This window comes from Vibrio sp. 10N.247.310.23 (assembly GCF_041467155.1).
In the GTDB taxonomy this organism is placed as follows: domain Bacteria; phylum Pseudomonadota; class Gammaproteobacteria; order Enterobacterales; family Vibrionaceae; genus Vibrio; species Vibrio crassostreae_C.
Genome location: NZ_JBFSTZ010000035.1, coordinates 20,469 through 47,352 on the forward strand (window position 1 = coordinate 20,469; position 26,884 = coordinate 47,352).

19 protein-coding genes and 6 pseudogenes are annotated in these 26,884 nt (G+C 37.3%); 14 read left to right on the top strand and 11 right to left on the bottom strand.

The genetic code is table 11. The annotated features are described in order from the left end of the window. Positions 1-111: 111 nt before the first annotated feature. Positions 112-722 (bottom strand): annotated as a pseudogene (locus AB6D93_RS21170) (hypothetical protein). Positions 723-889: 167 nt separating this feature from the next. Further along, positions 890-1,750 carry a LysR family transcriptional regulator gene (locus AB6D93_RS21175; RefSeq protein WP_235612483.1) on the bottom strand — a complete coding sequence of 287 codons (861 nt, stop codon included), beginning with the start codon at positions 1,748-1,750 and terminating at the stop codon, positions 890-892. A gap of 135 nt (positions 1,751-1,885) precedes the next feature. Between AB6D93_RS21175 and AB6D93_RS21180 the strand changes: the two genes are divergently transcribed. Further along, on the top strand, positions 1,886-3,403 hold the full coding sequence (locus AB6D93_RS21180; RefSeq protein ID WP_102333157.1) for an arylsulfatase: 1,518 nt from the start codon (positions 1,886-1,888) through the stop codon (positions 3,401-3,403). A 54-nt stretch (positions 3,404-3,457) separates the two neighbouring features. Further along, positions 3,458-4,753, top strand: coding sequence for an anaerobic sulfatase maturase (locus tag AB6D93_RS21185; protein WP_102333156.1), 1,296 nt, complete (start codon positions 3,458-3,460; stop codon positions 4,751-4,753). Positions 4,754-5,384: 631 nt separating this feature from the next. Here AB6D93_RS21185 and AB6D93_RS21190 read toward each other — a convergent pair. Both AB6D93_RS21190 and AB6D93_RS21195 read right to left on the bottom strand, forming a co-directional pair. Next, positions 5,385-6,526: pseudogene (locus tag AB6D93_RS21190) on the bottom strand (IS4 family transposase). Positions 6,527-6,674: 148 nt separating this feature from the next. Next, positions 6,675-7,222: pseudogene (locus AB6D93_RS21195) on the bottom strand (transposase); the annotation flags it as partial. Between the two features lie 253 nt (positions 7,223-7,475). Between AB6D93_RS21195 and AB6D93_RS21200 the strand changes: the two are divergent. Next, entirely contained in the window at positions 7,476-8,177 is a 702-nt protein-coding gene (locus tag AB6D93_RS21200) for an EAL domain-containing protein (RefSeq protein ID WP_102333155.1), read from the top strand. Between the two features lie 12 nt (positions 8,178-8,189). Here the strand turns inward: AB6D93_RS21200 and AB6D93_RS21205 are convergent, their stop codons facing one another. The 6 genes and pseudogenes from AB6D93_RS21205 to AB6D93_RS21230 all read right to left on the bottom strand — a co-directional run bounded on the left by AB6D93_RS21205 (position 8,190) and on the right by AB6D93_RS21230 (position 12,618). Further along, positions 8,190-9,134 carry a helix-turn-helix domain-containing protein gene (locus tag AB6D93_RS21205; RefSeq protein WP_102333154.1) on the bottom strand — a complete coding sequence of 315 codons (945 nt, stop codon included), beginning with the start codon at positions 9,132-9,134 and terminating at the stop codon, positions 8,190-8,192. Positions 9,135-9,240: 106 nt separating this feature from the next. Beyond that, positions 9,241-9,888, bottom strand: a pseudogene (locus AB6D93_RS21210) (transposase). Positions 9,889-10,150: 262 nt separating this feature from the next. Beyond that, on the bottom strand, positions 10,151-10,420 hold the full coding sequence (locus tag AB6D93_RS21215; protein ID WP_102333153.1) for an Lpp/OprI family alanine-zipper lipoprotein: 270 nt from the start codon (positions 10,418-10,420) through the stop codon (positions 10,151-10,153). Positions 10,421-10,723: 303 nt separating this feature from the next. Beyond that, entirely contained in the window at positions 10,724-11,029 is a 306-nt protein-coding gene (locus tag AB6D93_RS21220; protein ID WP_102333152.1) for a hypothetical protein, read from the bottom strand. Between the two features lie 377 nt (positions 11,030-11,406). Continuing rightward, positions 11,407-12,024: a response regulator transcription factor gene (locus tag AB6D93_RS21225; protein ID WP_102333151.1), complete on the bottom strand. Its 618-nt coding sequence runs from the start codon at positions 12,022-12,024 to the stop codon at positions 11,407-11,409. A 408-nt stretch (positions 12,025-12,432) separates the two neighbouring features. Then, entirely contained in the window at positions 12,433-12,618 is a 186-nt protein-coding gene (locus tag AB6D93_RS21230) for a hypothetical protein (protein ID WP_102333150.1), read from the bottom strand. Positions 12,619-12,919: 301 nt separating this feature from the next. Between AB6D93_RS21230 and AB6D93_RS21235 the strand changes: the two are divergent. After that, positions 12,920-13,481 (top strand): annotated as a pseudogene (locus AB6D93_RS21235) (transposase); the annotation flags it as partial. A 39-nt stretch (positions 13,482-13,520) separates the two neighbouring features. Here the strand turns inward: AB6D93_RS21235 and AB6D93_RS21240 are convergent. Then, entirely contained in the window at positions 13,521-13,652 is a 132-nt protein-coding gene (locus tag AB6D93_RS21240; RefSeq protein WP_268811442.1) for a hypothetical protein, read from the bottom strand. 352 nt (positions 13,653-14,004) lie between these two features. On the opposite strand from AB6D93_RS21240, the gene AB6D93_RS21245 reads away from it, so the two are divergent. The 10 genes and pseudogenes from AB6D93_RS21245 to AB6D93_RS21290 all read left to right on the top strand — a co-directional run. Continuing rightward, complete coding sequence (locus AB6D93_RS21245; protein WP_372050126.1) at positions 14,005-17,370, top strand: Ig-like domain-containing protein; 3,366 nt, start codon at positions 14,005-14,007, stop codon at positions 17,368-17,370. Between the two features lie 842 nt (positions 17,371-18,212). Further along, a complete protein-coding gene (locus AB6D93_RS21250) occupies positions 18,213-18,755 on the top strand; it encodes a hypothetical protein (RefSeq protein WP_102333148.1) in 543 nt (180 codons plus the stop codon). A gap of 108 nt (positions 18,756-18,863) precedes the next feature. Continuing rightward, positions 18,864-19,508, top strand: coding sequence for a hypothetical protein (locus AB6D93_RS21255; protein ID WP_102333147.1), 645 nt, complete (start codon positions 18,864-18,866; stop codon positions 19,506-19,508). Position 19,509: 1 nt separating this feature from the next. After that, positions 19,510-22,266, top strand: a complete 2,757-nt coding sequence (locus AB6D93_RS21260) for a CS1-pili formation C-terminal domain-containing protein (RefSeq protein ID WP_102333146.1) — start codon at positions 19,510-19,512, stop codon at positions 22,264-22,266. Between the two features lie 15 nt (positions 22,267-22,281). After that, a complete protein-coding gene (locus AB6D93_RS21265) occupies positions 22,282-23,034 on the top strand; it encodes a hypothetical protein (protein WP_102333145.1) in 753 nt (250 codons plus the stop codon). Between the two features lie 2 nt (positions 23,035-23,036). Then, positions 23,037-24,116, top strand: a complete 1,080-nt coding sequence (locus tag AB6D93_RS21270) for a hypothetical protein (protein ID WP_102333144.1) — start codon at positions 23,037-23,039, stop codon at positions 24,114-24,116. 3 nt (positions 24,117-24,119) lie between these two features. Then, positions 24,120-24,881, top strand: coding sequence for a hypothetical protein (locus tag AB6D93_RS21275; protein WP_102333143.1), 762 nt, complete (start codon positions 24,120-24,122; stop codon positions 24,879-24,881). 54 nt (positions 24,882-24,935) lie between these two features. Further along, a complete protein-coding gene (locus tag AB6D93_RS21280; protein ID WP_102333142.1) occupies positions 24,936-25,559 on the top strand; it encodes an AcfA family outer membrane beta-barrel protein in 624 nt (207 codons plus the stop codon). Between the two features lie 575 nt (positions 25,560-26,134). Next, a complete protein-coding gene (locus tag AB6D93_RS21285) occupies positions 26,135-26,491 on the top strand; it encodes a hypothetical protein (RefSeq protein WP_102333141.1) in 357 nt (118 codons plus the stop codon). Between the two features lie 38 nt (positions 26,492-26,529). Further along, positions 26,530-26,884, top strand: a pseudogene (locus tag AB6D93_RS21290) (hypothetical protein); the annotation flags it as partial.

The following is a 26,884-nucleotide window of genomic DNA, read 5'->3' on the forward strand; positions in this document are numbered from 1 at the left end:
TTTGATTGTCTTTGATTGTCTTTGATTGTCTTTGATTGTCTTTGATTGTCTTTGATTGTCTTTGAGGCGTAATTAAATTTAGAGCTAATGCCACCCTGTTTCGGGCATTTCTTAGTTAATACGATAAGTTTCAGGCATACCTAACCCAGTAAGCTTGTTCAACGCTTTTATCATCGCGTAAGTTTCACCTACTTGTGCATTGTAATTTCTTAAACTTAAACGACCACCAAGCAACTGTTTAACTCGATATATCGCTGTTTCTGAGAGGGAGCGTTTGTGGTAACTATAACGCTCTTTCCAATACTCATTAGAGCCATATAACTTCTGGTTACCTACTGTGAGATTTCGGGGATGACCCCGCTCCCAGAAAGTAGCCCCTTCTCTTGGAGGAATAAGCGCAACGGCTCGCTTAATCTTAATCGCATCGTGGCAGGCTCTCGTTTTTGTCTTAAATGTGACCTCAACTTGCTTTTGTGTTCGGCTAACAAAAGTGTTGTATTTAATACTAAACGGAATATGAACCTAAACATCGAGTCGGTGAATCATTGCGGCGTTCTCGGTGGTATAGAAAATGCTCGTTTTCCCATACCCCTGAGGGCAGTCGTGAAGGCTAAGTCACTGAATCGACTCGCCACTTACCCCCAAAATAGCAGAGAACCGCGGTTAATGAGAAATTGGTTGTATTGCTTCCAGTTGGTTTTTTTGTAAAGAGATTTAGGAATAAGATTATGAATGGAATTAGCTAATCAGCTCTTATGTTATGGATCTAGTTTGGATTACGCAACAAAGCAAATTGAATCAGGCTCTAAATACTTGTTTGTTCGTTGTAATATAGTTTGTCAGTTTCTGTGAGGAAGTTCATTTAACTATGTCGTCATGTGCCGAAATATTACAATGCCAAAGGGACGGAGTTAAAGTTGTTGATTTGCATCTTAATGTGTTCGCGTAACTTCATATGAGCGGGGTTATGCGTATCACGTTTATGATAGATGAGTTTATAAGGAATTTCGTAAATATCGATGGGGCATTCGATTATTTGTAGATCGAGACTCTTGCTCCACTTTGTTGCAAATGATTTGGACATGAGCCCTAAGTAATCATGTAGCGCGACGTTCATTGCCATCCCTGCCAGCGAGCAAGTAACTACACCGGTTTTACGCTCTTGCATCGCTTCTTTAGCTAGTTGCTCAAAACCGGTAGCGTTTTGCCACCTTCCAGAAAACAAACAATGAGTTTCATTGTAAAACTCTTGTTTGGTTAGCGAACCCTGAATTCGAGGGTGTTTACCACGACAAATAACTACAGCAGGCTCTTGGTAAGCTTCTTCGATAACAAACGCAGGGTCTTTGGTGGTCACTGTATCTACGATTAGGTCCATTTCCTGACGTCTAAGTTGCTCAAATAAAAAGCATTTTTCCGGGGGGGATTCGTGTAATACTGCGCCATTTAGTGATTTGATTTTGTGCAAAATAGATTCTGAGCAATACACTTCAAATACTTTTTCTTCTAATACTGCGCTTTCGATAATGTTAATGGCTTGTTGAAATTGAGGGACCAGTTGATACGCTGTTGAAGTCAGCGTGATACCTCTGCCTTTCTTTACAAACAGTTGTTTATTTCCTACTTGTTGTTCTAGGCGCTTCATCGATGCGCTGACTGCAGGCTGCGTAAGTTGCAGATGCTCTGCTGCTTTAGTGTAAGATTGGAGATCCGCTACGACAAGAAAGGTTTGAATTAGGTTTAAGTCCATTATCGTTCTCATAAATTGAATTTATACATTAACAAAATTGCACTATATTTATCTCGTTTACTTGTTAGTTTAACCTAACCTGTATGGGAGTTTAAGATGAACTTCCTATAATTTCTGAGAATTAATGGAGATGGTATGAAAAAGGCAACCAAAGAAAAAGGGAGAAGACTGGTGCTTAACGCCTGTACGCTCGCGTTAGGTGCTGCTTCTGCTACCGCAAACGCGGCTGACAAACCCAACATCTTGGTGATATTTGGCGACGATGTAGGTTACTGGAATTTAAGTTCGTATAACCAAAATATGTTAGCTTACAATACGCCAAACATCGACACTCTTGCTCAAGAGGGCGCTAAGTTTACAAACTTTTACGCACAGCAAAGCTCTACCGCTGGCCGCTCTGCTTTTATTACAGGCCAAATGCCTAAGCGTACTGGCTTATCAAAAGTCGGTTTACCTGGTGCGGTTGAAGGTATCTCTAAAGAAGATCCAACCATCGCTACCATTTTAAAACAGATGGGTTACGCGACAGGTCAATTTGGTAAAAACCATCTAGGTGACCGAGATGAACATCTTCCAACAGCCCACGGTTTCGATGAGTTTTTCGGTAACCTGTACCATCTGAATGCGGAAGAAGAGCCAGAAAACGTGGATTACCCAACGGACCTTGAGTTCAAGAAGAAGTTTGGTCCACGCGGCGTTATCCACTCGTACGCTGACGGAAAAATTGAAGATACAGGCCCTCTAACACGTAAGCGCATGGAAAACATTGATGGCGAATTCCTCGACGCAGCTGAAAGCTTCATTGAAAAACAAGTCAAAGCAGATAAACCGTTCTTTACTTGGTTCAACGCCACTCGTATGCACAACTTCACTCATCTACCAGAAGAGTACAAGGGTAAAACAGGTGCGGGTTTCTACGCTGATGGTGTGAAGCAACACGATGACCAAATTGGTGATCTACTAAATAAAATAAAGGAATTGGGTGTTGATGACAACACCATCATCGTTTATACCACAGATAACGGTCCTATGATCAACTTGTGGCCAGATGCGGGGATGACGCCATTCCGCTCTGAGAAAAACACGGGGTGGGAAGGTGCTTTCCGTGTGCCTATGTTGATCAAGTGGCCTGGTAAGATAGAAGCGGGTAAAACGTTCAATGGTATGATGTCTCTAGAAGATTTTTTTCCAACGTTAGTCGCGGCCGCTGGTAACGATAAAGTGACTGATGAGTTGCTTAAGGGAAAAAAAGTTGGTGATATGAACTACAAAGTTCACTTGGATGGATACAACCAGCTACCTTACCTAATAGGTAAAACAGATAAGTCTGCGCGTAATGAGTTCGTCTATTGGAGTGATGACGGCGATCTACTCGCTTTACGTCAAGGTAAGTATAAGTTCCATTTCTTGATTCAAGAGAATGAAACTGGTTTAGATATTTGGAAGAAACCATTTACTAAACTGCGCGTTCCGCAGTTCTATGACTTAAGCATCGACCCATTCGAACGTGGTGACACAGGTATGGGTTACGACCGTTGGATGTACGAACGTACGTTCTTAGTTATGCCTGCAATTGCGAAGGTTAAAGAAGTTATGGACACCTTTATGGAGTACCCTCCTCGAATGGAAGCTGCTTCATTTGTTCCTAAGTAACGTATAATTACAAGTGGCGCTCATAGGGGTGCCACAATCCGAAGAGAGATATGCATGAGCAAAACTTCCCCACGTCACTCTACCACTATGCCAATTGTGCCAATGAAAACGGCGTTTAAATCCTTACAAGGAAATGAACGTCGGTTCCACGTGATGGCAAAACCCGGCGGTGCAAAATGTAACATTGACTGCCAATATTGCTTTTATTTACATAAAGAAAACCTGCTTCATCAACCAAAGCAACCTAAAATGGATGATGAAACATTAGAATTATTTATTAAGAGTTATATTGAGAGTCAAGACGGAGAGCAAATCGTATTTTCTTGGCAGGGCGGTGAACCAACACTGCTTGGATTAGACTACTTCCGCAAAGTGGTTAAGCTACAAAAGAAATACCAGCCAGAAGGCATACGTATTGAAAACGATCTACAGACCAATGGCATTCTACTTAATGATGAGTGGTGTGAGTTCTTACATGTGAATAACTTTTTAGTTGGATTGTCGATTGATGGTCCACAAGAGCTGCATGACAAATATCGCAAAACTCGTAGCGGTAAGCCTACTTTCCATTTGGTAATGAAAGCAGTTGAAAAACTGCAGCAACGTCAGGTGCGATTCAACGCTTTGGTGACGGTAAATCGCCACAACGTGAAGTATCCATTGGAGATCTACCGTTTCCTTACCCGCGATCTTGGTGTGGCTTATATCCAGTTAGCACCTGTGGTCGAGCCAAATGATTTTCATACGACCGCACCACAGTTCTGGAATGAACAGATGATCCCAGAGCTGGGGAGTGAGTTAGCTAAACCGGGACATCCAATGTCAGTTGTCACTGATTGGTCAGTTGATCCTGATGATTGGGGGGAATTTCTTAGCACCATGTTTGTCGAATGGGTCAACAATGACTTAGGTCAAGTGCTGGTCAACCTATTTGAAACTGCTGTCGCTCAAGTGATGGAAAAGCCTTCTCAGCTTTGTATTACCGCAGAATTCTGTGGCAAAGGCTTAGCGATTGAACATAACGGTGATGTATATAGCTGTGACCATTATGTGTATCCCGAATACAAGTTGTCGAACATTCACGACCAAACGTTGAATGAAATGGTATTTTCTACTCGACAGTTTACTTTTGGTATGGCAAAGCGTGACTCACTACCAGAATATTGTAAGCAGTGTCCCTACCTAAAATATTGTTGGGGCGAATGCCCGAAAAACCGTTTAATCATGACCCCTGACGGTGAACAAGGGCTTAATTACCTTTGTTCTGGTATCCGCCGATTCTTCGATGATACATTGCCTATGTTGGTTGGTTTATCGCAGATCTTGCAAAAGCAAAACAGTAAATATTAAGTATAGTTGGTCATTAAGTATATTTTGCAGTTGAGCATAGTGTGAATTTAGCAAATCTTTACGTTGTTATTTATCTGGATTATTTAATTATTGCTTAGCCAATTTTTAACTCAATGTATTATATTTTTTTATAGTAAAGGTTTTTGGACAGTCGGTAGTTTTTTAATCTTATTGGAGTATTCTAACTTTTGACAGAAAATTAGGAGATTTCTTGTATTACTACGATCTCGAAGGTTGCTCAATAGCTTGCTAGTTGAGTCGGACAGAGGACTTGCACAAGGTCCTTTTGGGATGGCTATTTTGGCCCTTTGATGCCATAAAACAGTATCTGAATACCATTAGTTGTTGTTAGTTATTTTATTTAAGCCATTGAACTAAAAGTTTGATTAACGTCACTTACGCTGAATCCCACCGGTAGTTCTGACCTTCTTGTTTGCCGGCGCAATAGCGGCTATTCTTTTACCATGTCGCTTTATCTTAGGTTTAGGCTGTCGTTTTTATAATATTATTGTTTAATTCTGTCTAAAGATAGGTCGGTCTGTTCTGTATTTTTTATCAATACAGTAAGTTTTCAGGTATACCAAGCTTGTAAGCTTATTCAGTGCTTTACTCAAGGCACTGACGGATCTCTTCATAATTTCCCTAGTCCTGCGTTGTGTGTGAGCCTTTGATATTCGAACATTCCCCATTGATATTGGATTCATTAATTTGATATCGCCGATGATTTCGTACCTCTCTCCCTAGACGAGGTATGGATAGAACTCGGCGGTGTTTAATGCTGTTGGCTTGGAAGTCAAAATGCCATTTGGCCTGTACTGCAATTAGGCCATTCCATCACATCAAGATTTCAGCGAGCAACGCAATAAGAAGCTGGATATCCAATCGCTTAGTACCGCGAGTTCTGTTGTGACGAAGTGCGATTCCATAGGCGGTACTCTTAGATCGCGGAATGCCTCTTCTATCTGCATACGCTTGGTGTACAGATTGGTAATTTGTACTTCATTTAAGATATGTCGAGGGACATTAGTCGCGAGTAGCCACGGCTCCTTTGCACTGCGTTGATAGAGATATGTAGCGGAGTGTTTTTGGCTGGTTCTGCTATGGCGCTGGGCTTTTCTGCCTTTTTCTAATCCCTTATAAACATAGGCTTCACAAGATATCGGTGATCTCTTTGCTAATAAGCAGTGGCCAATATATTTGGGTTTATGGACAGCGTTTGGATAAAAGGTTTTATTTGAGGCCCAAGGTTTTTGAGGTTGTTTGATTGATACTTCACCTCGGACACGACCTAACCAAAACCAACTTTTCTCCTGTACTTGGCGGAACCAAGTATTTCTAAAACCCGCATCAGAAATGATGATTGGACTGATTTTATTCGGCAAAACACTTTGCAATTTATCGAGGAATGTTTGGTGACTTTTCGGTGAATTGTATTGGCCATACTCAAAAACTTGTTCAAAGATTGTGATGGCTCGACCATCAAGTGCAACGGATGTACTTAACGTCATATAACAACAAAGTTGTTCACGAACATCAGACCAATCAACAAGGATGACAAGGCATGGGTTAGCCCCCGTTATTAAGTAGGCATGCCATTTATAGATAAGGTCTTTTTCACGATGTAGTTTCCAGTTTTCGACCTAGTTTAGTCAGCGTTGAGTCTGAACCGTCAAGTACACTTTTTGTAGCAAGTATCAGAGAACTCGAGCGTTTTTTGTGAATGGAGGGGCATTGGTCTTGTATGGTTTGTTGTAGAATCTGAATGTCGCGCATTGTTAACCCACTTGTTCGAAATGTGTGTTCAGCGATATTCATTAGATCAAAGACGGCGATGCGCGTCTACCTCATTGTTTTTACGCCTGATTATGAGGGGATTCGCAAGCTCAAGGCGTAAGTTTCCACCACGGGGCATTGTGATTTTTCTAAAACTTAAACAACCTCCAAGCAACTGTTTAACTTTGTACATTACTGTTTCTGAAAGTGAGCGTTTGTAGCAACCATACCGATGTTTCCAATACTCATTTGAGCTGTATAATTTTTTGCAGCCTACTGTGAGGTTTCCGGGACGAATACATTCCCATAAGTGCCCCTTGCCTTGGAATAATAATCGTAACAAGACGCTTAATCCTAATGGCATCGAGATAGGCTCTTGTACCATAAGCGCAATCATCAGGTACCTCAAAGATGCTTCGGCGGTTTTGTTTTAAGCAAGAACCAACATGCTTTGTTCTTGGCTGAATACAAGTGTGTGCGGACAATTTAGTGGAACATGGGCTAGCCTAAATATCGAGTAGATGAATACTTCAGCGCTCTCGGTGGCATAGAAAACACTCGTTTCACCATGAACACTATTGTGTGGCTAAATCACAGAATCGACGCGACCTCCTACGCTTCAATTTAGTCATTTACCGCGTGTTCATCAACCCAAAAGGTCAGAGAACTGCGGTAATTGAGTGAACGGTTGTACAGGTTGTTTTGAAAAGAAGCTTAGGCATGAGGCTACAAGAGGTAGCGGACGTAGCTGTTCAGATCGTAGGTTATGGATTTAGTTGCACTGAATCACGTAATAAAGTCCGCTCTACCTCTAAGTGAAGTCACGCTACAGAGTCGTATTCGGATGTTTATAGGTTGTTAGCATTTTTGCTTGAGTGGGTTTTGATATGATAACGTAATTTTCACTTCCGCCGGGTAAAGTTAATGGTTTAATTTGCAAGGGGTTGGAATGTTTTTATATGATGGTGTGGAGGTTAATATTGTTTATCAACCTAAGTATTGCTTGATAAATAACAAGGTAAGTGGGTTGGAAGCACTGACTAGAACGTTTGAGGGCGGTTTGAAGATTGATCATGAATTGTATTTGTCGAATTTAAATAATAGGTGTTTAATAAATGATTATACAATTTTATTTATTGAAAGTTCATTTTTAGAGTTAAATAGAAATGACTTACTTGATGTTGAGGTATCATTTAATATATATTCAAATCAATTGTTAGATGATGTTTTCGTCTCTAAAATGTTAAGCGTTAGAAAATGTTATAAAGGCATTGTTACATTGGAGATTTCTGAGAAGGAAGCTGTGGATTCTTTAAGGCTACGGGAAGTGGTCATGAAGTTGAAATGTCATAATATTAAAATATCATTAGATGATTTTGCAAAAGATTCGGCAACTATATGTAATCTTTTGAGTGTTGACTATGATGAGGTTAAAGTTGATAAATCCTTAATCGATATGTTAGACGCAGAAAAGACAAAAATGTTTATTAAAATGTTAGTTGGGTTTGCTTCGGATGTTAATTTAAAGTTGGTTGCGGAAGGGGTCGAATCTCAATGCCAAGTGCAAACGTTAAAAGAGTTGGGTGTTGATTTTGTGCAAGGGTACTTTTTCGCTAAGCCCACTTCAGCTTGCGAGCTAGCGTTGGTATAGATTATATCTGTATTATTTTAGATATTTTATTTCTATTTTGTTATCAAGCGAACTGTAGATCGCTTCAAAGATGGGTATTTGTTGGACCATTTTATTAAAGGGTATTAGTATGCCGACCCATTTGTAAGTCTTATTGAAGTGCTTTAAGCCACTTTTAGATTCATCCCCAAAGTTGGTGACGGTACCTTCAAGTGATTCTAGATACTCTTTGAAAGCCGTGCGAGATGTTTGTATATATATATACTCTGCAGTGAAGTTTCTTTCTAAGCAGAATGATATGCTCTCTAATATGCTAGAGCAAAATATTGTTGTTGATGAGGAATAAGTGCTTGGTGTGGAAAGTACATTATCATGTACTAAGTTATTCTGCATAATGCGTGGCCTATTTTTGTTGACCTTGATTAGCTCGCGTAACGTAGTTAGATAAATTACATGATGCGCTCGAAGTTCGCCTTCACAATTATGATATTCAAGAAGTAAATAGTTTGAATTGTCAGGGTTGATTAGTTTTTGAAAGTCATTGTACCGTTGTTCTCCCCATTCACGCATTAATATCTTGCTTATTTTAGGGTCGGCATGCTGTGGGGTTGTTATAGCATTACAGTTTGTTGAATAGTTTAGTTCATAATGAAATTCACTTATTTCCTCTGTTAGGTCGGAATGACTTACATTAGGAAACCTTTTATCAAATAATCTTTGTTCAATGTCTGCCTTTGATTTCATTAATGTCAGGCCTGCAGCTTCCCTTGCTATTGATAGCGCATCCTTTAGCGATGAATTAATTAACATTATTTGTATTTGTCTTTGGGTTGATGGTACCGTGCGGCCATTCTCCCAGCGTGAATAAGTACCTTTATCTAATCTTTCAAAGCTTGGATGTGTGGATAACAGGTCTATCATGTCTGTTTGACTAAGGTTTTTCCCTTGCCTCGTTTTCTTTAATAATTCTTTAAACATTGATTCTTCTCTTTGGTTAGATGCGTGCTTTAAAATTCTAATGCTTTCTAGTGGCGTTGTTGATCAAATTAGGTAAGGAATGCAGTTCCTCTGCATTATCTAGCTGTTAGTTTATAATAGGTATACCTAATCCTAGGGCGTTGTTCAATACTAACTATGACCTCTCCAATTTGGGAGTTGTAACATATCAAGCTCAATGTATCGATAGTCAGCCCCTTATATAGAGACAACGGTCGTGATATAAGGGCAGTTTTGCACTAAGCTAACTTATCGTTTTTGAGCGTTTCAACGGCTTCATTTCCTTTGCTGGGTTCAGTAATATCGGATGAACTCTACTGAACCAACGTTAACAAGACTTACTCAGCACTAATCACATTATGGGTATCAATATCAATCGCAGGGTAAAGTGCAATTTACTCCAAGTCCTAACTTTTCAGCTTCAGGTATTTTAATTTTCTATTCACCTTCCCCAAAGGCTTTCAGGCCTGTTGAATCTATCGCGATGTGTCGAATTGGACCTTTGGAACTGTTCCTATATTTAACCGCTTACTTACGCTTGTGTAATCAAAAATGGGGCGTCAACCAATGATCAATGCAAATATAGAGTCTATAAAGCCTTGAGGCACGCGTAAGTGTAAGGCGGCGTTAAAACGGTTTCGATGTGAGCATCAGAAAACGGAAAGCCTCTACTTCGTTTGTATAGAGTTTTATTATATTCACTCCGGTCAGTTATTTTCTTTTTTGACTTTCCTATGTCGCTACTATTACATCAACTACATGAGGTTAGGTTACAGGATTTAAGAGCGGTTCAACTGATTTAGTATACCAACGTCCTTTCTTGTTATTAATTAACAGTAACATTACTTCGGGAAATAAAGGTGTAAGCAACTGTATGATGTTTATATTCTTGTATATTTTCATAGAGTGTGTTGCTTAATACATAGCTACTTCAGTGAGCGAATGCTTGTGATGCGAATATACACCTCCCCGAGGGAGGTGTAAGCACACTGACTGAACTATTTGTTGCAAGACTGTGTTATGTTGTCGATTCGTTCGTTTGCGCGATCAGCTTCTTCTTGGGCTTCTACTGCTGTGCTTTTAGTTAATTGAGCTTCAGATGTTAGTGTTACTTTTTGCTCCTTAAGGTCTTGTAAATCTTGGTTTAACAGACTTACCTGGTTATTAAGATTGTTTATTTTCGTCATTGTTTCTTCATCTGGACTTGAAGAACAACCTCCGAGTAGAAGTGCTGAAGAAGTTACTGCTGAGACTAGCATTTTATTCATATATATCCTTGAATATAAGTAAATATCAAAACCGATGCGACTTTATCGGTGAGGTTGGCTACACTTGAGATTTGGTCTGTTATGTAGAATTAAAAATAATAATGATTTAATGTAACTTGCACTTGCACTTGCACTTGCACTTGCACAAAAGCCGCAAGACCGATTCTGTTTATATGCGTGATTTATAAAAATAGTTTCAAATTTTGAAGTTCTAGTTTGTGGTTCTTTCCTTAAATTATTTCTTTCTCGGGTTGATCGCTCTCCTATTTAAGGCTTTTAGATTAACGAATTGCGCGTCTATTTCTAAATGTCCAGGAAAATGCTTTCTCTTAATCGCGTGAATTTATCTAAACTTGCTGGCTTATTCCGTAACCGCCACTCATTTTGATAACTACCCGCCACCTCTTGGTAACACAATTTACAACAATGATGCTTTGCAGAAAAGTGTGCTTTGGGGGTTTGCTCAAACTCTTGTTGATGCTTCTTACAGATAATAACAATTGGTGTCCGACTGTTTACATATTGAACAAGAGAGTAATCGTAGTAATTACCCCATTTTGTTATTGCTTTTTTAATAAATGTTCTGTTCGTATCTTTAGGGAAAGGCATATAACTCTTCAATATTTATATCTTAAGAAAAATACATTTTTCTTAAAGTTGGTTAATTCTCAGTCTCATCTAATACTATGGATAATAGCATGAAAAACTAAGATTTCTTCTGATATTCATACATTTTAGCCACCTTTTTTTAAGTCAAAAATCAAAAGTGTAAGATCCAAGATTGCATGTTTTAGATTTATTTGCTTCCAGTGCAAAATTATCAAAAAAAATTCCGTTTCAACTCTTATCTGCAGATTTTCGGTTAGTTTTACAAATTCAAATTTTATTTATAGGTACTATGTTATACAAATCCTGTCAGACGGACAATTAACTTAAACATGATGTATCATAACCAGTTTGTATCATTACTATCACCAAATATAGAATTACAAAAAAATACTAAAAGTTTTTGTGTTCTCTGATTCCGCAAACGTATGTAAAAGCTCAATCAATGAATTTGCATGGTATTTTTTCAAGATTCTCGTTTTATAAGTGCTGACCGTTTTCGCACTTAACGATAACTGTTCAGAAATTCGTTTATTCGAATAACCTTGAGCTAAGTAGTGAAACACTAAAGCCTCTTGTTTTGACAATGCAGGGCTGCTTGAAAACTGTGAATGGTCAAGATCAAATACAGAATAGCCACGAACAATACTAATAATCGCGTCCTTGATTGTGTTCTTACTTCGGTTTTTGTGTAAAAAACCATTGGCACCTAGTTCATAAGCGGCTTTACTCAAGCTAGAGTAATCTTTGGAGGAAACAAAAAGGATCTTCCCTTGATATCCGCTAGCCAAGATGTTTTTAGCTAAACGCATGCCATCTCTATCACCGATAACAACATCTAAAATAATTAAATCAATACTTTGATTGCGAACTAATGCCATTACTTTTGCACAGCTAGTCAATTGTTGTACGTCAACAGTATTTATTACATCAATTACAAGATTAGCAAGTGCTTCACTGTAAAGTGGTTGTGAATCAACAATAAGAACGTTTTTCAAAATCTACCTCATTTGGTCCCAAATTTTATTTGCTCACACCAATAAAACTTCAGTCAATTCCTACAAAAAAGTGAATTGATTTTATCTATTGGCAGTTGAAATAGCGTTGTCATATTGAAATTTACTTAAGTGAAGATGCTAACAGGCTGAAAATGTTAATGTATATCAGAGACGACTTTGTTGCGTGATTCACTGGAACTAAATCCATAACCTACGATCTGTTCAACTACGTCCACTACTTGTCATCACTTGATGCTTGAGTTTCTTTAAAAAACAACCAACTAAAAATAACACACCGTCCTTTGGGAACGATAGATAAGCAGTAAATGGTTAGGTTCAAGTGCGAGAGGTCGCGTCCATTCAGTGACTTAGCCATACCAATAGGTTGTATGGCGAAGCGTGTGTTGTTTAACCCGCTACAGGTTTTTTTTCAGAAAACATCATCAGTATAAAGCGCTGCTCTTCTTCACTTAACGTAATGGCGTTTATTTTCATCTGGTCGCCAATTAATCGTTGAAGTTCACTCCGTTGTAATACGGTTAGTTGATTTAACTGTAACGTTCTTTTTAACTTTTCAAATTTTTTCGATTCCACTTCATTCTCCCTGATAAATAATTGCAATCAAATTCAATATAAAATAATGGGCTTTACTGGTAAGTAAGATTATTCGTAAAAGCATGTAAGCTCTTTCTTGTTTATTGCTTAGATCGATGAATATAAAGAAGCTAGGATTTGCGATAACTACTCCCATTAATCTTGGTTTTGTTGCGTAATTCAGTCGAACTAAATCAAGAACTTACGATCTGATAAGCTACGTCTACGACCTGTTGTAGCCTATGCTAAATTTCTTAACGAAATAATCAGCTTGAAGTACGGCAACCAATTGCTCATTAGCCGCGGGAATCCACGTTGGTTCAGTGATTTATCTATCACGACAGCGCTCATGGTGAAACGAGTTTTTTCTATGCCACCGAGAGCGCTGAAGCATTCATCTACTCGATATTTAGGCTAGCCCATGTTCCACTAAATTGTCCGCACACACTTGTATTCAGTCAAGAACAAAGCATGTTGGTTCTTGCTTAAAACAAACACGCCGAAGCATCTTTGAGGTATCTGGTGATGGCGCTTATGGTGCAAGTGCCTATCACGATGTCATTAGGATTAAGTGTGTTGTTACGATTATTCTTCCAAGGCAAAGGGCACTTATGGGAACGTGCTCGTCCCAGAAATCTCGCAGTAGGTTGAACAAATTATACAGCTCAGCTAAGTATTGGAAATAACGGTATGGTTACCACAAACGCACACTCTCAGAAACTGCGATGTATTGACTTAAACAGTTGCCAGGAGAACGATTGAGCTTAAGAACTACAATGCACCGGTGGGTAACTTACGCGATGACAAAAGCGTTGAACAAGCTCACTGGCTTAAGTATGCCTGCAACTAGTCGTATCGACTAAGAAATACACGAAACAGATAGGCTCTACTTCTAAATTTAATCACGCAACAAAGCCCTTAACACGGTGTTTACTTGGAATAGTCATCATTAATGCTAAATGTGTAACACCTTTCAGGGCGGGGATTTTTACTAATTCAATGAGGCAAAGAGCCACTTTAATTAATGTTAACATATTAATACTCTTAGCGAATTTACTGTTTGATCTGAGTGCGATGCTAATTATATTAAGGACGAAATATTGTGAACGATAAAATTTCAAAGCTTAATTTAGCTCTATCAAATTAAGCGAAGGTCCATCCTTCCGTGTAGGAAAAGTCTTAAATTTTCAATGTTTTTATATTTCTGCTGTGTTTTTTTTTTTTTGTCCTTTATATTTCAAACAATGGTTGAATGTTATCAGTAAAAGCAATATTAGGATTGCAACTAATTTTCTACATGTAACATCTCGGCCTTTGTAAACAATTTATCTATGATTAATCGTTCATAGATGTAAATAAATCAAACATTAAATTGGTCATGTTAGAATGAGAAAAGGCAAACATAGATTGTTATATAATTCAAAAGTTATTTCTATTGGTCTTGTTACACTTGCATTAAATGGGTGTGGTACAGGCGAGGAGGAACCATCTTCTCCACAAGATTCCATAGTGGAAGTCGTTGCTCAAGATGCGTTGCTTAAAACTGAAATTAATGATAGTGGATATATTGTAGATTTATCCACTATTGTATTAGCTAATCAATCTGAGAATGTCTTTAGGCTGTCTGACGTGTCCGTTATAAATAGTAATTCATCATGCAGCCCTATCTCCATCGAACAGCAGTCTTTTACGATTAACCGTAAGCAAGCTACAGTTTGTGATTACGCGTATGCTGTTATTGCTAACAATCAAACAGATGTAAACGAACATAGTAGTGGTATGGTGCGCGTTGTTGTGAGTGATGGCGACATGTTTCAACTGCCAGCACTTTCGCATGTTGCAAAAATCAATGAAGTAAACACAACAACAGATCCAGACTATAACTACGAACCAATTCAAATTAATCTAATTAATGAATTAAGCTTAGTTGGAACCGATGTGTCTAATTGGACGCTCTCTCCTTCAATCACGCAGCCTTATACCAAAGGCTCTTTAGTTAACGTTGATGTTACAAATCACCTTATTGAATATATACCAGCTCCAGGGACCAGCGGTATTGACAGACTAATGTACAGCTATATTGATGACTCTGCTGGTCAAGCATATAGTGGTGTTATAGACATTGCAGTCGCTGAAAATGCGAACCAAGGGATTGAGTTGTTAACTCCCAATGCCATTTATGGTTTAAACGGCAAAACTTATGTCCCTCTTAAGGACGCGATTAATGGCATTGAAATCGACGTTAGCCCCTATGTGAATTCATTGGATGGGGACGATATTCAACTTATTTATGTGAAATCATTAACTGCCCCTCAAACAAGCATTGATGGCGCAAATCAAAATAATTTAACTAATACTAAATTTACATTTAAAGCATCAACCCAAAATGTCCATTTCGTCACTTATGCCGTCAGTGATCATAAAGGTAGTTATCAAATTGGCCATATTAGTGTAACCGTGTTGGATGAAAATGATATGGCTCCTTGGGTTGATGTAACTGACGAACAATCCAATACATTGTTTTACGCACCAAAGACTTTAAACGTCGCAATAGCAAATAGTTATACCTTTGACGAATCAATCACCACTCGTGTATCTGGAATAAATTACTCTGTAGCTGGATTATATAGCGATAGCGTTATTGAATATTGCTCTCAACTAAGTGCAGAGTTAGCAACAAGTGAAGAACTAAAATCACTAGTAGATAGAGGTTGGTTAAACACAGCACTTTGGCCCCAAAATAGTGAATATTTAGTTTTAGACCGTATTTCTGGAGACATTAAAATTCTCGATATTTCAGCTGGTGCGTATACTATAGATATAACAACGTTAGATAACCCTCTTTCGGATATCAGTTACTATCCTGCATGTGTCGAGAAAAGTGATGCGACAGATCGTATGTTAGTGAGTTTACAATTATCAGCCAAGTTACGCTCTGGTACTACTTCCATTTCCGTGCCAAATGGCAAGTCAATTAATACAACGCTGACCGGCTATTTTAACGACGGTTCGGTAGAGAATGACATGCTTTTATTCGATAAGTCATTGACCACGTTCGTACAAAGTAGTCAGCTTTTGACTCAAGATAGCTTTGGATTTATCGCACATACTATTGGTAACACAGATTTATATGGTCAATATAATGCTAATAAAGACCCATTGCGGTCTAATATTATTGATATTGAAGTTACAACTGCTGTAGTTACAAATGGTACGCTATCCGTGTCTTCGAGTACGGTACCGCAAGGTTCAACGATTACTCTTGATGGACAAATAGAGTACAGTGATAATTCGAGTTCCCTAGTCAGTGATGAAGCGAGCATTACATGGATGATTGATAAATCCGAATATACTGGTACGGGGTCTCACTATTATGTTGATGATATTACATATGACGGTTCAAATTGGACGTTAAAGTCAAGTGTAAATCAAGGAACTTTTGAGATCTATTGGATGATTGACGGTGTCGAGTCTAACCCAAAAGAAGTGACCATTGTTGAAGCTGTCCTGGTCAACCTAGAAAGTATCGTAACGAAAGATAGTACCTCGCACTTAGTAGCGAATGAATTTGCTATAGGCCGTCCGTTTTATTTCACTGTTATGGGTATATTTACAGATGGTGTGTCACGTGATGTAACATCAATGATTGAACAACAAAACTGGGAATATGATAGTAGCTACGTTAATCAATCAAGTACGTCATTCAACCAATTTACTGGTCATGCAGTTAATAGAAATCCCAATGATTGTGGATACGGTCAGCCAATTAAAGCTTGGTTGAATGGGCTGTCTATATGTAAAAGTGTCATAATAGCAGAACCCTATTTGATGTCTGTTACACTAACGCCAAGTCACCACATCTTACCCAGAGGTACTAGCGTGGATCTCACTGTTATTGGTACATATAGTGATGCCTCATCTCAAACCGTCAGTGGGTGTACTTGGGCATCTTCAAACTCAAACCGAGCAACTGTGGATGTCAATGGTAAAGTCTCAACAAATGCATCCAGCGAATTAGGCGACGTTAACATCACTGCTGAGTGTAATGCGCGTTATGGTACAGGTACATTGTCTAGTAGCACGAAAATTTCCGTGACAGGTCCTTCTCTTGTTAGTATAAATGCTTCGCCAGATTCATGGCGAATGAGTAGGTTAGAAACTGAAAAGTTAACCGCAATTGGTACGTACTCAGACGGAACCACCGCAGACATATCTGATACAGTATCATGGTCTAAAACTTCTTCTGGATACGACAGTAGTTTGACCATAAACGGGGCGCAAGTAACGGTTGGCGTTGGATATACAAGAAGTGGAAGTTTGGACTTTGTTGCCAAATTAAATGGGATTACAAGTGACACTGTTACATTAACGTTGTACAACTCATTTTATGTATCATCTAACAACATGAGAATTTCATTTCCTTCTAGGAGCGAATTAAATTGGTCGGGGTCGAAATGGTTTTGTGGAAATGTAGCAAGTGTACAAGGTGAAGATTGGGGCGGAAGAGATTCTGATTGGGGTGCTTTAAGCCTTGGAACCTCAGAGCAAATTTATAACGCTGGTGTAGCTAAAGAAATTCATGACATGTTTGTAAATCAGTTAAACGATGATGGCAAGCCTTATGGCACATACTATGGGGTGTGGAACGAGAAGAGTGGTAGCGAACGGTACTTATATAATATGAGTAATAATTCTGAGTCCTTTACTTGGAAAACAGATACTAGTACTTTTCTCTGTGGCCAATCTTTTTAGATTATAAATACCCGCCTTCTTAGAAGGTGGGTTTTCCTCATAATTCTCTAAAAAATGGTATCCATGCTGTTAGGTATTCAATAACTGGAATTGGCGATCATACTCTATGTCCTGTTTACCTTTATGTCGTACATATCGTTAAATTAATTTTTTCATTCCAGCAGTCCTTGTCTAAAAACTGTCCTCGCCCCAAAATTTTATTTCCTACCCCTTTTCGTATTCGAGGAGATTTATTAAGGCGTATTGATCTTTTTTGTCAATACAATAAATCATTGATATGTTGGCATGGTTTCCCTCTAACTTGTAATATCTACTTGAAATTGCCGTATACCTAATTTTCGACCAAGCGACTTTAACGCCAATCTATACAATCTTTGTCTATACCTTTCCCACTATATGCGGTAAATAAAAAGCGCGGAAGATTTAGCATCATCAGTTAATTAACCAGAGTCACCACTCAGATGCTGGTACATCCTTTTTAAGGACCTATAAGTGCTTAAGTTGCTTAGCCAGAGAGCTAGTGCTCGTTTTTTAAGAAAATATTCTGGTTTCCGCTTTTCGAGAGGTCTTGCATATTTAGCCCTCTAAGGGAGCTTGATCGATAAGGGACATATCCCTACAGACGTAAATATTTCCAGGTTAGCATTTGTAGTGGGATAAAATTCCATCTGCTAACTAGATGCGCGTTATTTAATGTAAAATACGTTTACAAATTGAGGCTTTTTTTAGTTTTAGTTTTAGTTTAGTTTTGGTTGTAATATTTTATTTTTGAATTATTTTTAGTTTATTTAAATGCAAGCAAAACGTTTTTATTTGAAAAAGAAAGGAAAAGGAAAAGTAAAATGAAAAAAATTACTGCATTATCGTTAGTTATTATGAGTGCTTTGACTAGCCAAGTTGCATTTGCCGATGCTACAGCTGTATTAACATGGAATGGTCAAGTTGGAGCGAATTTGGCTGATAATGATTACATGATTACTGGTAATAATGGTTCTACATCTGCTGATGCATTTAAAGGGGCGTTTTTAGATATTCAACCTAATGCAACATTTGATTCTGAGCATATTGTATTGGAAATGCGTGCGAATAGTGGAGACGCTACAAGTCCTGTAGCTGGTGATCTTTGGTCTGGCGGTACTGTTACTTGGACGCTTGATAATGTAGTTGCTGATATTGATGGTGTTGACTTGCAAGCACAAACAGGTGGTGCGCTTCCTATTGTCGTGTCTATTAATGGTGAAAATGTAAGCAAAGGCGCGAGTTACAGTGATACATCATTTAATCGAATTGGTGTTAAAGTTAGTAATCAGCAAGCACTGGATCCAAGTGTAGTAGCCGGTCGTGATATTGTTGTGGAAGTAAATTTATCGGCGACAGCCGCTTAAGATATTAGGTCTCTAGTCAATGATATTGTTGATCGTGTGATCGTGTGATTGTGTTAATAGTACAAGAGTACGTAAACTCTTGTGCTATTTTTATTATAGAAAAAAATAATGAGATATCTGGTTTATATAATGTGCTTGATTTTGTTGAGTGCTAATTGCTTTGCAAAAACAAAATATTTCAGAGGTAGCACAGATGTTACTACAAAAATTGAAATTTATAATTTGTATACAGAATCAATCACTGGAGTTTCTATTGTCCCAAATAAAATCAATTTGAAATTATTGGCGGATAAGAGCGGTTTTGAAAGAGAAGATGTGCATTTAATTATAGAGACAGATATTCCTTCAGGTATTGCTAATGTGCCAGATGTTAGTATTGATGTTCCTTATTCAATTGAGTTAGTTCAGAATGACGCTCACTGTATAAATAATAACTTTTTAAATGACGCCGTTGATTTTTCAGCTACACAATCAGCAAATCCTATATTTGTTTCCACGTTAATTAACAACGTTGGTTCTGGCAGTGATAATTATCAGTTTGTTGGAGTCGGAAGTTCGAATGGTTCAGTTGTAGTTGATGATTTCGCTGAAACAGATTCGCTATCTAATGGGCTATTGGTTAAAAAGAATACGCACAAGGTTGAATTGAGCTTTTTAACAATATCGGATATTGCACAAGCGATGCCTAGTGGTAGTGCAATGAACACTGAATGTGCTGGTAGCCTCTCTTTTTCTGTTACTATAGGTTTATGATATGTTATTTCGACTTGTCAAAATAAAAGCGATGATAGCAATTTGTTTACTTCCTGCATTGGTTGAAGCAAGCTCTTTGAAAAATAACATACCTAGTGGTTTTGATGAATTCTTTAGAAATAGTATTAACGAAATAAAACTTAGAAATTTAGATGGTAGCTTTACAGATCCTATTTTGCTTGTGTCTAATTATCAAACAGTTAAGCTGACAACTGTAGAAAGTCATTCTAAGATTCGTGACTTTTTAAACGATAATCGTATTGATGCCAAATATGTAGATGAAATAATCCAAGCATTGTCGGATGGAGTTTCTAACCAAAGTTCATGTCGCGGGTATATTACTGAGTGTGTATTATATCCTGAAATTTTCGAGTTTGTTTTCAATAATAGAGATAAAGAATTATATTTGTTTGTTCACCCTAAAGTTTTAGATTTAGGAAAAGGTCCGGATTCGATTTCTTATCACTCAGCTTATAGCGAGCATTCTGGGATTGTAAATAACGTAAATATGTATTTTTCATCATATTTGGATCAAGATACATCTGTGTCGATTAATGATCAGTTGGTTGCGGGTTTACCTTATGGGTATATCACATCTAATGTTGGCACTAATGTTGGTTTTGGAAATAGTAATAAAGAAAACGATCTTACTTTGTATGATATTTCTTATAATTTAGACTGGGATGACAAGCTCATAAAAACCGGTTATTTTCAATACTTGCCGAAAGTAAACTCCACTGACTTTCTCTCTGGTTCTAGTTCAATTATGCCACAAACTTCATTTTTTCTAGGTTCATCAAAAAATATGATAGTCGGCGGGAGTAATGCGAATAAACAGTTTAACTTTTATTCGGCTCAAAGCGGCGATGTTGAGCTTATTCGAGATGGTCGAATTATATATCAAGGAAATGTTGAACAAGGTCAAAATTCTATTAGTTACAATGAATTGCCATCAGGACGTTATGAAGTTGAGTTGGTTTTGCGTACAGGGGGAGCTCCGGTAAATCAGGGTGTTTACTTCATCTTTAATAGTATTGAAGATAGCCTAACTCAGGGGCAATTTGATTATTTAATTTCAGCTGGAAAAACGTCATCGGGCAATGGAATTTCAACAATTGAGTATGAAAACGGTCAAGAAATAGAAAGCAAAGCGTTTGTTCAAGGGCGTCTTAGTTATCAATTATTACCTAGATTACTTATAGGCCTTGGTACGAAAGTAATTGAAGATGAAGCCGCATTTGAAGTTGGCATGCAGTATTCACTTGGGTCTTTCGATGCTGATATAGTCTTAAATAGTCATGTTTTTAGCGATGGTCATTTTTTGAACACGACGTTTTCATCCAATTGGGGTAGTCTAAATTATGAAAAAATGAACAGTGAAGGAGGATATTTATCTACTTATCTCTATAATTCATCAAGTTATGAAAAGTTGTTTTGGTCATCTAACTACAGATTTGATAATGGTTCTTCTTTATATGCTGTGTATACGTTAAGTAAAGATGAAAACTTGGAACAAGGTGAGCGTATTTATGATGATGTATTGTTAGGTTATAGATTTGGTTCTTTTAGCCGTTCGTCATTCGATATCACTGTTCAAACTGATAGTGACTTTGAAGAGGGTTCTTTTTCGATAATGTGGACTTTACCATTATCTGATACTGTCGATTTGATATCGTCGGTAATGGGTGACAAGAGTTCAGCTAATCGCTTCTCTAATACGCTAAATAAAGCTGATTTATTAGAGTCTGACCTGATTAATAGTTCATTAAATATAAGTAATTTGTATGACAGGCGCCAAGGCACAGTTTCTCAAACAGGTATGATTACGGCTAATGGTATTGGTGATAAAGCACATTTTGGTGGTTCGCTTTATGCAAACAGTGACGGTACTATTGGGGCAACGGGTACTATATCTTCTACACAAATATTTTCTGATGAACTATATATTTCATCAAAATCGGCTTCATCTTATTTAGCATTGGATATTAAAGAGAAAAATAAGAATTTAATCGATAAAGAAGTAAACGGTTTTGTGACGGTTAATCAGGATGGGCGTAATCTAGTTAAGAAATCCACAACGGATTCGCTTAATATCATCCCGCTCTCGAGCTATAGTCAATATCGAGTGAATTTTGATGCTGAGAGTGTTGGATTAAACAATACCGGAGATAAAAATGCGATGTTTTTTTCTACGCCAGGTAAAGTTTTAAAATTTGTTCCACAAGTACATAAAACGGTTTCATTTATTAGTGGCTTTAATAATATTAATAATAACTTCGTCTCTAACGTAGAATGCTTAGGCGACGGATGTATATCGGTTGTTCAACTTATCGATGGTGTTTATCGTGTCACTGTTTTAGAAGGGTTTGATTTTAGATTAGTCAGTGATGGGAATGAGTGTTTTATACCTAGAAATGAACATAATGTATATATGAACTTTGGTAAGAATTATTGTTTGCCAACGGATACGGACGGCGTATTTGCTGTAAATGTTGATGGGAGAGGTTATGAAGCGATTTATGTCGGATTATTTACTAATGCAGAATTAGAGCAAAGCGGCATAATTAAACAGTTAGAGAATTATAGTTATCATATTATCACTAAACCAGTTGGTCAGTTAAACGCTGTTTATATAGCCAACAATAGAGTAAAAATGACGGATTTGCTCGTAAATCATATAGATTCAGTAGAGAAATTAAAAGAAAATGCTAAAAGAAAATATATTAACAATATTTTTTTTCCAGTGGCGAAACAATAATTTAAGAGGTCAAATATGAGATTTTTAAAAGTAAGTTCTGTATTGATTTTTGTATTTTGTCAATTTTTATCTTTGGCCCAAGCGTCAGGGTTAGTTGTGGATAAAATGTTTATTATTGCAGACGAAAAAAAGAATGGATTGTTAACATTAACAAATACTAGTGACTTGCCTTTGTTTATTTCGGCGAATATTGATGAATTTCATGTAAACGAAGACGGATCTGATTTTATTAAAACGCCCTATAACGCTAATAATGTAGAAAACTGGAAAATTAGTACAACTCAAAATAAGCTAGTTCTCCATTCTGGTGAGTCAAACAATGTAGGTATTAGAAGTCTTTGTTACAATGTGACATGTGATAGTTCCCGAGATTTAATGTTTTTCGTGACATTTATGCCATCGCCGTATCGAGATCCGGGCGATAGCTCTGATATGAGTTCCGCTATGCAACTTAATTATGGTTTTTCTCCAGTTTTTATTATTCCAACAGACAAACCAGATATAAAATACAAAATTAATCGTACAGATGATAATTTAGTAGTTGAAAATAAAAGTAACACTCTAATATATGTTTCTGTTAATAGTTGTGATAATGATAAAATGTATTCTGGTTGTTTTGTTAGATATATTGTAATTGCAGGCCGAACGAAGGTCTTTCAATTACCATCTGAAATAGAAAACAAAGAAATTACTGTTGATGTTGCATCCTATGACAATTCATTTAATAAACATGGTAAATTAAATATAAACGATGAGTTTAAGGATTAACAATGAAGTTATTCTATCTAATTTTTTTTCAAATTGTTATTTTTTCAAGTTCAGTAGCACAGGCAAAAATAGAATATCGAGTTAAAGTTGGTGCTAACGGCATTCAATGGGAAAACGCTGTCGATATTTCCGCGGATGAAAAGGTGATCTCTAATTGGCATGAAGCCAGTTCATTGGGATTGCCTACGGTAAAAAGTTGGGTGCCAAGCACGTTTGTAGTCCCTCCTGCGAAAGGAATTAAATTTTTTGGCTATTCGACTTTAAACGGCAGTGATTCAATTGAAGTTTCTAGTTTTTCTGTGACGGGGATGCAATACAACACTATTGGTATTGCAAGCTCAAAAGTTTCTTCTGGAATTGGTAGTGGTTGTAACTCTCAACTTATTTCTGGATCTGTTATAGATGTTCGGGGAGATAATTGTGTATCAAATATCCGTATAGATAATGATATATTATCCGTGCCATTCGTTTTGTATCGACCAATCATTTCTATTGATAATGCTGAGCTTCTAGGTGCATTAGATGGTTCTAATCAAGGTGTTTACTCAGCATCCGTGCCTGTTTCAATTAAAGTACCTTATTATATCGGGTCGACACTAACTTACCGTCAGTTCAGTGACGTCATTATTATTGTAATAGATTATGATCCAGTTTGGATTACTAATGTTGATTTGATTCCAGAAAACGTGGTTTTACAACCTATTTATTACCCAACTAGTCGACTTGTGTCGAGTAATGAAGCTGCTGTTCAAGTTAAAGTTGATGGTTATTTTAGTAATGGTATTCGATTATCTCTTTTAGATAATAATTACTTTTTAGAAAACACTAATAATGTCAATATTAAAATACCATATTATATTCACTGTAAAGGTTGTGGTGCTAATCGAAATGAAAATAAAGTGTTGGTTAATGATAGTGGTACGATTTTAAATCAATGGGTCACTATCGGGAGTGGTGTCTCTCTAATAAATGATCCAATTATATTTAATTTAGCATTTGGCTATATAGATGTAGATGGTACAACTCTAACTTCTGGAGAATATATGGATACTGTCAACTTTGCAATTGAACCAGAGATATAGATAATGAGAAAATATAATCGAGCAGTCTTTTTGATGTTTTCTATTCTTGTAACGAGTAAAGTGTTTTCTCAAGAAGATAATGTTACTGTTAACGATAACATTAAGTTTGGCATTGGTTATGCTGGAAGCTTAATTGAATCAGGTGAAGGGTATGATGAATATCATGGTTATGAGGTTTCTTTCGGCTATATATATCAAGACAGATTTTTGGTAGAAACGGGACTGTCAAAACTTAATAGTAGTAACGAATTTAATCCTGACAATTATTTTTTAAGATCTAGTAGGGTATTTCCTTTAAGTGATTATGCCTCTTATTATGTGGGCGCAGGAGTTAATTATCTTAATAAAGAAATCTATCCAGGAATCAATGTTGGTATCCATTTTGAGTTTCACAAGGATTGGTATGTTGATGCTGGTTATCAAACCTTAATTTCGGATATAAATGACAATATATATTCATTACTGTTGTCAATAAATTATAAGTTTGAAATAAATCCAATTCAAGTTGATAATGTTAAGGATGATTTTATTGTTCTATCTCGTCCGACAACAAGTATCAAAAATTTTGATGGTGATAAACGCGTAAAAAATACGTATTATAAAAAATATTCCGTGATAAAAGGTGATAATCTTACATTTATTTCACGTAAGTTAGGTGTTCCATTACATGAATTAATATTATCTAATCCGCAACTAGCGCTAAAAAGAAATTCAATTGACCTTATTTATCCAAGCGAAATTATATATTACCCAAGTCGAAGGTAAGAATTTTTTTAAATTTTAAGGTTATAGGTTTTAATTTAAATTGTGTAGGTTATTATGCAAAAATTATTATTAATTGCCATTTTTCTGGCTCCATTAACATCGTTAGCTTCACCTTATATAGGCCTGGAATATGGGTTTAGTTTTCACAAGAGTCAATTCAACGCAAACTTTTCTGATGGCGTCACTTTAAAACCTGAGTTTGATTATGGTATTGTTAGTGCAACGTCGGGATTTTCATTCAATGAAAAATGGGCCGCGGAACTCAGCTATAGCCAATATAAAATAAGTGAGTCCCGGAAAGATATTAGTGTTGATACCCCTGGTCTATATTTCGATAAAGAGTGGGATGCATCTATGAACGTTAAGCAAGTAGAATTATCTTCAGTGTATACGCTCGCATTAGATGGCCAATGGAGTGCTAGACTTAAAACCGGCGTCACATATAATCAATATCGTGCAAAATCTAGAAAAACTGACAATCAGAATGTAAATGGCGAAGAACTAAGTGAAGTACTTTTGAGTCACAAGTTAGAAGAAAATCATTTTGGTGGTGTAATTGGTGGGGCTATAGTTTATGATTTTTCGCCCATGCTATCACTTGGGGCTAGCATCAATCATCAAATGGACAAATTTAATGCAATGACAAGTTTAAATTTGATGACTAGATATTATTTTTAATTTTATTCTGTATATACAGAAAACCACGGGTTTACCCTTGGATGAATGCTTTTGGAGGCGGTACGATGGATAAATGCAATATTATCCATCGCCCTACAGTGTTTATTACACGAAATATCACGTAGTTTGGGTAGCTAAGTATCCTCGGAAAATCCTGAATCCTGGTATGTGCAGCTACCTACGAAAGGTTATGCCGTAGTTACTGCGAAGTTTATTTGGTGTTGAGATAGAGACGATAGGTTTTGATGAAGATCATCTGCATACGCTGTTTTTCAAGCAAGCTGTCGTCTTTTTTACAATTTAGTAACATGAATGATTACGCTGCACACTTTTCAGGGTTCAAGTACACCTCCTCTCGCGATAACTTATGGCACTGTTATCTGACATTAAGTAATCACCCAACGCCTCCGCTACTGCGTAGCTGTGCTTCGTCGTGCCTCCTTATTGCCTTTCACTGGCTTCAATTAAGGTCGAGTAAGGGCTTGTTTTCTTATGTGCCGATTTTCCTTTCTACTCGCATCACTGGATGTCGCTCGCAGACTGTTCACCATCCTCAAACAGAAAGGAAACTTGTCATGGCACAACAAAACCCAACCCCAACTATCTCTAAATTGACGCTCAGCGATCAGCGTTTCGCCGCTGGGCACGAAAGCTTACCAAAAAATGATATCTCTTTACTGCGTACTCCTCAGCGAACAGAGGGAGAAGAGCACGGCTTTTCTCTTACGCCGTGTAGCGACATTACATTAGCTGAACTCAAAATTGCGGGATTTACTTCGCGTGATTCTAAGTTCTACCCATCCACTCAGGCTGAGGTTGAGGAGAGTATCTTACACCACTTTAAAATAGCGGACTTAACTGACAATTTTATTGTTAAGGATGTATCAGCTCCTTCAAGATCCCTCTTTTCGTTTCACCGTTGTCCGTTTTAATTACTGGGATATTTTTGTATTAACGTAAGGAGTAAGCCATGAAATATCTCTCTCACTATATTCAAGCCAAACAAACGCAAGCATTTAATGAGGCGGGGGCGTTCTTTGCTTTGTCTAATAAGTAGTTCGATGGAGAAAAAAAGAGGGCGTGAAATATGCGTCGTTAGGTATGGGTTTAATTTGCCCTGTTGATAATGCGAAGCAATTAATGACCCGTTTAGATTCTATTGCTCAAGAAGGGATCGCCAAAGACATCGAAGAGAATGGTAAAAAAGCGATCATTCGCCGTGAGCTATTCAATCACGAGTGTTTCTATACCAATGACATTTGTGATTGTGTCGAAAAGCTCGAAGGGTATGGCATTTCTTACGATGAAGTGTATGAGGTGTTTAA